This is a genomic window from Streptomyces sp. SID11385, assembly GCF_010548245.1.
GTDB lineage: Bacteria > Actinomycetota > Actinomycetes > Streptomycetales > Streptomycetaceae > Streptomyces.
Genome location: NZ_JAAGLR010000068.1, coordinates 1 through 482 on the forward strand (window position 1 = coordinate 1; position 482 = coordinate 482).

1 protein-coding gene is annotated in these 482 nt (G+C 78.8%); it reads right to left on the reverse strand.

Annotated elements, in window-relative coordinates; all coding sequences use genetic code 11:
* Positions 1–284: ATP-binding cassette domain-containing protein (locus G3I42_RS02405; protein WP_164282192.1), on the reverse strand; the 284-nt coding region annotated here is incomplete at its 3' end.
* Positions 285–482: the final 198 nt, after the last annotated feature.

Here is a 482-nt window from a genome sequence, read left to right on the forward strand (position 1 = left end):
TGGTCGCGGGCGGAGCGGCGGGGGTGGGCGGCGTCGGCGTCCAGGAGGGCGCCGACGCGGCGGAGCGGCGCCGTGAGCGCGGGGTAGGGGCGGCCGTCGACGAGAGCGGTGCCCGAGGTGGGGCGGGCGAGACCGAGCAGCAGCCGCAGCGTGGTGGACTTGCCGGAGCCGTTGGGGCCGAGGAAGCCGGTGATCCGGCCGGGGGCGAGAGAGAAGGTGAGACCGTCCAGGACGCGGCGCGCGCCGTACTCCTTGGTGAGTTCGTGTACCTCGATCGCTGTCATGCCGTGAGCCTCGCGCCCGGCCCCCGTCCCCGCCTCCCCCGCCGAGGGGGACCGTCTCCCCCGTGCGGGGGAGCCGGGCGGCGGGTGAGCGGGCCATGATGGCGGGGTGAACGCCACCGCCGTCCTCGTGCCGCCCCGGCGGCTCGCGCGCCCCGCCCGCCCGCTGCGCGCCGCCGTGCGTCCGCTCGCGCGCTCCGT